The sequence below is a fragment of the Protofrankia sp. CiP1_Cm_nod1 genome (assembly GCF_920888515.1).
Classification (GTDB): Bacteria; Actinomycetota; Actinomycetes; order Frankiales; family Frankiaceae; genus Protofrankia.
In genome coordinates this window covers 1-7,652 of the sequence record NZ_CAKKTM010000081.1, presented here as the reverse complement: position 1 = coordinate 7,652, position 7,652 = coordinate 1, and the positions used below count along the sequence as shown (strand labels likewise).

General features: G+C 73.9%; 5 protein-coding genes. 2 read left to right on the top strand and 3 right to left on the bottom strand.

The window, feature by feature from the left end; translation table 11 throughout:
* A partial coding sequence (locus tag NBX02_RS04340; protein WP_250285780.1) for an ANTAR domain-containing protein occupies positions 1-528 on the top strand: 528 nt, incomplete at its 5' end.
* A gap of 296 nt (positions 529-824) precedes the next feature.
* Here the strand turns inward: NBX02_RS04340 and NBX02_RS04335 are convergent.
* Positions 825-2,261: a M16 family metallopeptidase gene (locus tag NBX02_RS04335; protein ID WP_250290083.1), complete on the bottom strand. Its 1,437-nt coding sequence runs from the start codon at positions 2,259-2,261 to the stop codon at positions 825-827.
* Positions 2,262-2,544: 283 nt separating this feature from the next.
* Positions 2,545-3,906 carry a M16 family metallopeptidase gene (locus NBX02_RS04330; protein ID WP_250285783.1) on the bottom strand — a complete coding sequence of 454 codons (1,362 nt, stop codon included), beginning with the start codon at positions 3,904-3,906 and terminating at the stop codon, positions 2,545-2,547.
* A 293-nt stretch (positions 3,907-4,199) separates the two neighbouring features.
* On the opposite strand from NBX02_RS04330, the gene NBX02_RS04325 reads away from it, so the two are divergent.
* A complete protein-coding gene (locus NBX02_RS04325) occupies positions 4,200-5,747 on the top strand; it encodes a helix-turn-helix domain-containing protein (protein ID WP_445548262.1) in 1,548 nt (515 codons plus the stop codon).
* A 281-nt stretch (positions 5,748-6,028) separates the two neighbouring features.
* Here NBX02_RS04325 and NBX02_RS04320 read toward each other — a convergent pair whose 3' ends face one another.
* A complete protein-coding gene (locus tag NBX02_RS04320) occupies positions 6,029-7,240 on the bottom strand; it encodes a hypothetical protein (protein WP_250285785.1) in 1,212 nt (403 codons plus the stop codon).
* Positions 7,241-7,652: the final 412 nt, after the last annotated feature.

Here is a 7,652-nt window from a genome sequence, read left to right as displayed (position 1 = left end):
GCCGGGGGCGGGCCGGGCGTCCGGGGCCCCGCGGCCGAAGCCGCGCCCGGCGGGCCGGCGCCCGGCGGCCGTTCCGAACTGCGCCTGCGCAGGGCCACGATCGGATGGATCGTGGAAGGGCCAGCAGGCGAGGTCCGGCCGGTCGGTGACCTGCTCTCCGCGATGGTGCTCGCCGACCTGCTCGCCGAGGACCTCGCTCCGCCCGGCCGGCCCCGGCGTCCCGATCACGAGCTCACCGAGATCGAGCAGCTGCGGCTGTCGGTGGTACAGCTGGAGCACGCGCTCGCGTCCCGGGTCATCGTCGAACAGGCGATAGGCGTGCTGGCCGAGCGTCACCGGCTGCGGCCCAGGGAGGCGTTCGAGCGGCTGCGGCGGACCGCCCGCGGCATGGGACGGCGCGTGCACGACCTCGCCCGGCAGGTGGTCGAGTCGGTCTCCGACCCGCGCACGGTCCTGCCCGGGGAGCTGGCCGGCCGTGGCGGCACTCCCCGGCCGGCACCGCCGCGGGCCAACCCGTCCCGCCGCTGACCCTCCTGCCCCAGCGCCGGCCACAAGGCGGCTGCGGCCGGCCGGGGCAGGGGGAAGCGGCCATCAGCCGCCGTCGCGAACGGCTCCTCGGGGCGCTGTGGGCCGCTTCCGGGCCGGCCGTGCCAGGCCACCAGGCGAAACCGGGCCGGACAGGGCCGGCCGTGCCACGCCGCGCCGAGCGGCCCGGCCACGAGCCGGCCGGACGGCCACCGCCAGCCGGTCCGGACCGGGATGCCGACAGGGCCGCCCGGTCGGACGGTCACCCGGTCGGACGGCCGCCCGGTCGGACGGCCGGTTCAGGTGGCAGCGGCCTCGCTGGCGGTGGCCTTGTCAGCGGCTGTGGTGACGGTCCCGGGGGCGACGACCTCGGGGGCGATCTCGGTGATCGCCCCCACCTCGGCCGCGATCTTCTCCGCGTCCCCGACCAGGACGGTGACCAGACGTGTCGGCGCGAACACCTGCGCCGAGATCTCCAACACGTCCCGCGCTGTCACCTTCGCCAGCGCCGCGGGATGGTCGTGCAGGTACCCGACGCCGATCCCCGCGCCGGCCAGCGCCGACAGGGTGGAGGCGAGCCCCACCCCGGTCGCCGTGGACAGCGCCAGCGTCCCGATCGCGTACTGGCGGGCCGCGTCGAGCTCCTCGTCCGACACCGGCAGCAGCGCCATCCGGCCGAGCTCGTAGAAGATCTCGAGCAGCGCGGGGCCGGTCACGTCGGTCGCCACGTCCGCGGTCACCGTGAACCGGGAGCCCGCGACCGGGTAGTCGAGCGAACTGCGCGGCGAGTAGGTGTAGCCCTTGTCCTCCCGGATGTTCGACACCAGCCGCGAGCTGAAGTAGCCGCCGAAGATGGTGCTGGCCAGCCGCTGCGCGGCATAGGCGGGGTGGTGGCGGTCTACCGCCGGGCCACCGATGCGGATGTTCGTCTGCACCGCGCCGGGCCGGTTGATGATCACGACAGGGCCGGTGCGCAGGGCCGGCAGCGGCGGCACCGCGTCGGCGGCCGTCCCCCGCCAGTCGCCGAGGACCGCCTCCACCCGCTCGAGCGCGGCCTGCGGCTCCACGTCGCCGACGAGCGTGAGCACCGCGCCCACCGGTGACACGCGCGCGGCGTGCAGCGTCCGCACGTCGGCCTCGGTCACCTGGGAGACCACGTCCGGCACCGGTGTCTCGCTGCCGTAGGGGTGGTCGCCGTACAGCCGGCGCAGCAGGCCCTCCCGGGCGATCAACGCCGGCTGGCTGTGGGCGATCGTGGCTTCCTCGACCAGCCGGTCGCGTTCACCGGCGAACTCGCCGCTGGGGTACGTCGCGCCGGTCAGCACCTCCGCGATCAGGTCCAGCAGCGGGACGAGGTTGGTCGCGAGCGCGGAGCCGACGATCGCGAGACGGTCGGCGTCCACCCAGGTCGACAGCGCGCCGCCGAGGGACTGCACGACGGTGGCGAGCTCCACCCGGTCACGCAGCTGCGTCCCGGTGAACAGGGTCTCGGCGAGCAGCTCACCGCGTGCCTGATGGGCCGCGCCCAGGCCGGTGAACGGGATGCGCAGCCGCACCTCCACCAGGGGCACGGTCGTCCGCCGGACCACCAGCACCCGCAGGCCACCGGGTAGGGTCCGCTCGGCGACCGTGGGGAGCTCGGCCGCCACGGTCGTGGCCACCGGCGGGATGACGGACGGCGACGCCCCGGCCCCCGGAGCGTCGCCGGATGCTTTCCCAATGGTTGCGGCGCTCACCGCGACCTCCTGTTCTGCGATGACGGCCTGCCCGGCGGGCGCGTGGTGCCTGCGGGAGCGACGGTAGCCCTGGGAGCAGCGGTAGCCCTGGGAGCAGCGGTAGCCCTGGGAACGGCGGTAGCCCTGGGAACGGCGGCGCCCGTGACGGCGGCGCCCGTGACGGCGGCGCCCGTGACGGCGGCGCCCATGACGGTGGCGGTGCCCGCCCGGCCCACGGCATCCGTGAGGAACGCGGCGCCCGCGGGAGCCGCCGCGTCGGTGGGGAGCACGATGCCCGTGAGGGTCACGAGGCGGCACCGGCACGCAGTTCCAGGACCGACCGGCCCTGGGAGCGCAGGCCGGCGGCGGCTGCCCGCACGCTTTCCGCGGTCACCGCCCCCACCACCGCGGGCAGCTCGTTGATCAGTTCGGGCCGGCCGCGGTGCAGCTCGAAGGTGGCCAGGGCCAGCGCGCGCCCGAGCGCGTCGTCGGCCTCGCGCAGCAGGCCGGAGGCGATCCGCGCCTGTATCCGGGCGAGCTCGCCGGGCTGGAGGCCGTCGGTGGCGACGCGGTCGAGCTCCTCGTCCACCGCGGCGAGGACCGCATCGGGCGTCGACTCCGCGGGATGCCGGGCCTCCAGGGTGAGCAGCAGCGGATCCCGCTGGTCGAACGGGTCCCCGAAGGTGCCGAGATAGGTGCTCACGCCGATCACCGACCGGTCCTTCTGGACGAGCCTGCGCTCCAGCCGGCTGGCGTCGCCGGCGGACAGGACGTGGGTGAGCACGTCGTAGGCCAGGAAGGTCGGTAGATCGGCCAGAGGATCGGGGACGCGGTAGCCGACGGCGAGCGCCGGGCGGGGCGCGAGCGGGTCGGTGAGGACCGAGCGCCGTTCCTCGGCGCGCACCGGCTCGGCGAAACTCGGGCGGACGGGCACCGGCCGGGCCGGGATGTCGTCGAAGTAGCGATGGACCAGCCGCAGGGCGTCGTCGACATCGAAGTCACCGACCACCGTCAGGACGGCGTTGCCCGGCGCGTAGTACTTGTCGAAGAAGTCCGCGGCGTCGTCGAGGCTCGCCGCCTCAAGCTCGTGGAAGTCACCGTAGCCATTGTGGGCGTTGGGGAACGTGTCGAAGGCGACCGGCGGGAGCGTGATCCAGGGAAACCCGCCGTAGGGCCGGTTCAGCACGTTCACCCGAATCTCCTCCTGGACCACCGCGATCTGGTTGTCCAGGTTCTCCCGCGTGATCCGGGGCGCGCGCATCCGGTCGGCCTCGAGGAACAGCGCGCGTTCCAGCCCGCCGGAGGGCAGCAGCTCGTAGTAGTCGGTGTGGTCCGGATGCGTGGATCCGTTGAATATGCCCCCGGCGGCCTGCACATACTTCGCGTGCTCGGCCTTTCCGACATTTTCACTGCCCTGGAACATGAGATGTTCAAACAGGTGCGCGAAGCCGGTCCGCCCCTCCGGCTCGGAGCGGAATCCCACGTCATAGTGGACAGCCACGGCGACAACGGGCGCCGTGCGATCCGGAGCCAGCACGACGCGCAGCCCGTTCGCCAGGGAGGTCTTCTCCACCGGGTAGGAGGGCGCCGGCAACAGGACGGCGGTCGTATTCGTCTCGGTACGAGGGGGCACGGTTGGCAACGCTACTGCGGCCGGGCCTGTCATGGTCCGGGTACTCGATGATCCGCGCCACAGGGCCGCCGGTTGCCCGCTCCACGGCCATCGCGCTCCCGGATTGATCCCGCCTTTCCGGCGAATCCGGCCAGGGCCTCGCCGTGAGCCCCGCCGGGGTTCTCAGCGGGTTCCCGCCGCGTCCCGGCGGCGCCTCTCGTCAGGATCCCAGCAGGACCCCGACAGGGCCCCACGGTCATCGCCGGGCCGTTCGTCGCATCGCCACCGATGAGGCGGGGTTATGCTCACCGGAGCACTTCGACGACCCGGGGCCCGTCCGAAGCGGGGTGCAAGCCGTGAAAACTGTTCCAGACGGACAGTTGCCATCCACTCTGTCTACTGATCTCGCTGACATCCTGCGATTTGAGCTGGCGACCCTCAGCGATGATCTGATCGCGGCCATCGCGCGTGAGGTGCCGCCGTACGCGCGCCCGCTGGAGGGCTCGTTCGGCCGCGGCGTGCGGCAGGGGGTCGAAGAGGCGCTGCTGCGTTTCCTCACCGTGGTCGGCGCCGACTCCGGCGGACCGCCCGATCTCGCGGCCAGCCGTGAGGTCTACGTCCGGCTGGGACGCGGCGAGTTCCGCTCCGGGCGCTCGCTGGACACCCTTCTCGGCGCCTACCGGGTGGGCGCCCGGGTCGCCTGGCGGCGGCTCGCCGAGGCGGCGCGGCGCGGCGGGCTGGACGCCGCCGGGCTGGTCTCGCTGGCCGAAACGATGTTCGCCTACATCGACCGGATCTCCGCCGCCAGCGCCGAGGGCTACGCCCAGGAGCAGTCCGAGGCGGCCAGCGAACGCGGCCGTCTGTGGGACCGGCTCGGCGAGCTGATGCTGTCCGGGGGAAGCCCCGCAACGATCGAGCAGGTCGCCCGGGCGGCCCGCTACCGGCTGCCCGACGTCGTGGCCGCCGTTCTCCTCCCCGGCTCCGCGGGCAGCGGCCGCGTCGTCGACGGAGCCGACGGAGCCGACGGGGCCGACCGAGCCGGTGCCGTCAGCCCCGCTCGGGGCGACGGCGGGAGCGACGCCGAGCGGGCCCGCGGAGCCGTTGACGCGGCTCGCGGCGACGACGGGTCCCGCTGGGCCGACACGACTGACACCCTCGGCACGACTCGCGGCAACGACACGACTCATGACGCTGCCGCGACTCGCGGCGGCGACACGACTCGCGGCGGCGACAGAGCCGACGATGCCGGGGGTGTGGGCGGGCCGGCCCACGATCGTGTCGACCGCCGGGTGGACCACTGCCTCCCCCACCTGGTGCTGCCGCCGGAGACACCTCGCACCATCCAGGGCAAGGACACCTGGGTGTTCGTCACCGACCCGGTCGGGCCCGGGCGGCGGGGCTGGCTCGAGCGGACGCTGGCCGGTCTCGACGCGATCGTCGGCCCGGCCGTCCCGTGGCGGGACGCGTCCGCCAGCGCGGCGCGGGCGGCGTTCGCGCGCAGGGCCCGGGACAGCGGAACGCTGCCGGGCGTACCCGTCAGCCCTGGCGGGGTGCTGTTCACCGACGACCATCTCGCCGGGCTGCTGTTCGCCCGGGATCCGCAGCTGCTCGCCGACCTCGCCCGCCGCCGGCTCGCCCCGCTGGACGGGCTGCCCGCCCGGGCCCGTACCCGGCTGGCGCAGACACTGCTGCTGTGGCTGCGGCTACGGGGACAGCGCGCCCTGATCGCCGCCGAGCTCCAGGTGCACCCGCAGACGGTCCGCTACCGGCTCGGCCAGTTGCGCGCCCTGTTCGGGGAGATCCTGGACGACCCGGACGCCCGCTTCGAGCTCGAGCTCGTCCTGCGCGCCGGTCTGACCCATCCCCCGCCCTCCCCGGCAGCGACGGCCGACTGACGGTCCGTGCCCGTTGGACCATGCCCGTTGGACCATGCCCGCGAGCCATGTCTCCGGTGACCGTTTTCCCCGCATTTCCCCTTTCCCCGCATTTCCCCGCGCGACTTCCCCTTTCCCCGCCCCTCTCCCCGCGCGGCGTCGCGCGATGGCCCGCCATGGCGGAGGCCACCGGCTCGCGTGGCAGCATCGCCGGGCGGCGGCACTCACCGCCGGGGGGCAGCGTTCACCGGGCAGCGCGGCACGCCGGCGGCGCGGCAGAGCGGCCGCGCCGGGCGGCGCGGTCAGGCGACGGGGACGGGTTTCGGCCCCGTGCTGCGCATGTTGACCAGCCGTCCGAGCAGGTCGAACCAGAACGGCGCGCCGAGGGAGAGCGCGAGCGTGGTGAACAGCCAGCCGAGAATTTTCACCGCCCAGCCACCGACATCGTCGGGAACCGCCCGCGGGCCCGCGTTGTCGGAGCCGGCGCCGGCCCAGCCCAGCGGCAGCCGCAGCGCACCGGCGTCCCGGATGGCCTGGACCGCCTGGTCCGCCGCGTCCGCGGGACCGTTCGTCGCGGTGCCGTCCGTCGCGGTGCCGTCCGTGCTGACGGTGACAGGGCCCGGCGGGTCCATCTGGGTGGCCGCGGCCTCGACCGCGGCCGCCCGCAGCGACCGGTCCTCCCACAGCGCGTTGGTGAGCGCGATCGCGTCCAGGTTCAGCGCCAGGGTGACCAGCAGCGCGTAGACGATGAGAAAACGCTGGACACGCCGCTTGTACCAGCCGGACAGCCTGTCCATCGTGTCGTCGTACCAGGCTGCGAGCTCGGCGACGATCCGGTCCCGGTCATGGGCGGCGTGGGTGATGATGCCGGTCAGCGCCAGCCGCAGGGGCGCGTCCTCGGGAAGCCTGTCCAGCTCCTCCAGTAACGGCCTGATGGATTCCGGGCCGGCGAGCCCGGCTATCGACCTGGCGATCTTACGGTTTTCCTCGGACGCCGACGAGGCCGCGGTAATGGCCTCGGCCAGGGCCACGGCTGTCGTGCCGGTCAGCGAATGATGCGCGTTCCGGTAGGCCTCGCGGGCGGTGTCGGGAAGCGTCTCCGTGTCCATCCGGGCGAGCAGGACGCGGACCGGCGGTTCCAGCATGTCGAGCACGCCACGGGCGAAGGCGACGGACGGGATGTAGGACGGCAGGCGTAACTGCCGGGCCCGGCGCCACGCGCCAACCTGCCCCGGGCCGTTCCTCATGTCGGGCACGGCATTCGTCCGGCCGCCCGAACGCAGGCCGCGCAACGGGCCGTCGAGAAGCTGCGCGGTCAGGCTGGTGTCGGGAGCCGTCCCCGTCCGGTCCACCGGGCCGTCGCCGAAAAGACGCCGCAGCTCGACCTCGAGCTGCCGGCCGCGATAGCTCATGATCCCAAAAACGGCCTCGTTGATGCGGGAGACCGCCACACTCCCGATGGCGAACACCAGGATGAGACCGATCGGCACGTCCAGAATGGCCGAATCCGGCATGTCCTTTCACCCCCGACACGTCCGGGACGATCTCACCGCGACCGCCGGGACGGGACTACCCGACTTGTACGTATTTTGCTGACGAAATTCTACTATGTAGTGTCCTGTGGGGTGCGTACGCCGGCGGGGATGTCGGGCGCGGGCCGCCCGCCCCCCATGACGATCAGGCATGACGGACGGGGGCCGGCCGTTGCCCGCCCGACGCCGGCACATCGGCCACGGCCTCGCCAGCCGGACGCTCCCGGCCGGAGAGCTTCGGCCGACGGGCCGCCGGCATCGGCCCCGGCGCATCGGGCCACCTGCCGTGCGCTCCTCCGCCGGCCACCGCGGTCCAGGAGATCACGGCGCCGGGGCGGGATCGCGGCCATGCGCTCCCACCGGCCGGAGCTCCTCACCGTGCGGCACCAGGCCG